At 61.0% G+C, this 277-nt stretch carries 1 rRNA gene; it reads left to right on the plus strand.

Features of this window, described 5'->3' with window-relative positions:
- Positions 1–277 (plus strand): 23S ribosomal RNA (locus ACYQ6T_RS10780); the annotation flags it as partial.

Below are 277 nucleotides of genomic sequence, written 5' to 3' on the forward strand. Positions count from 1 at the left end.
TGAGAAGCTCAGGCGCCAGCTTGAGTGGAGCCGCCCTTGAAATACCACCCTGGCCCCATCGAGGTTCTAACCGCGGTGGGTGATCCCCACCCGGGACCGTGCATGGCAGGCAGTTTGACTGGGGCGGTCTCCTCCTAAAAGGTAACGGAGGAGCACGAAGGTACGCTTGGCGCGGTCGGAAATCGCGCTGTAAGTGCAAGGGCATAAGCGTGCTTGACTGCAAGGCCCACAAGCCAAGCAGGTGCGAAAGCAGGTCCTAGTGATCCGGTGGTCCCGA

It is taken from the genome of Hydrogenophilus islandicus, from assembly GCF_054657095.1.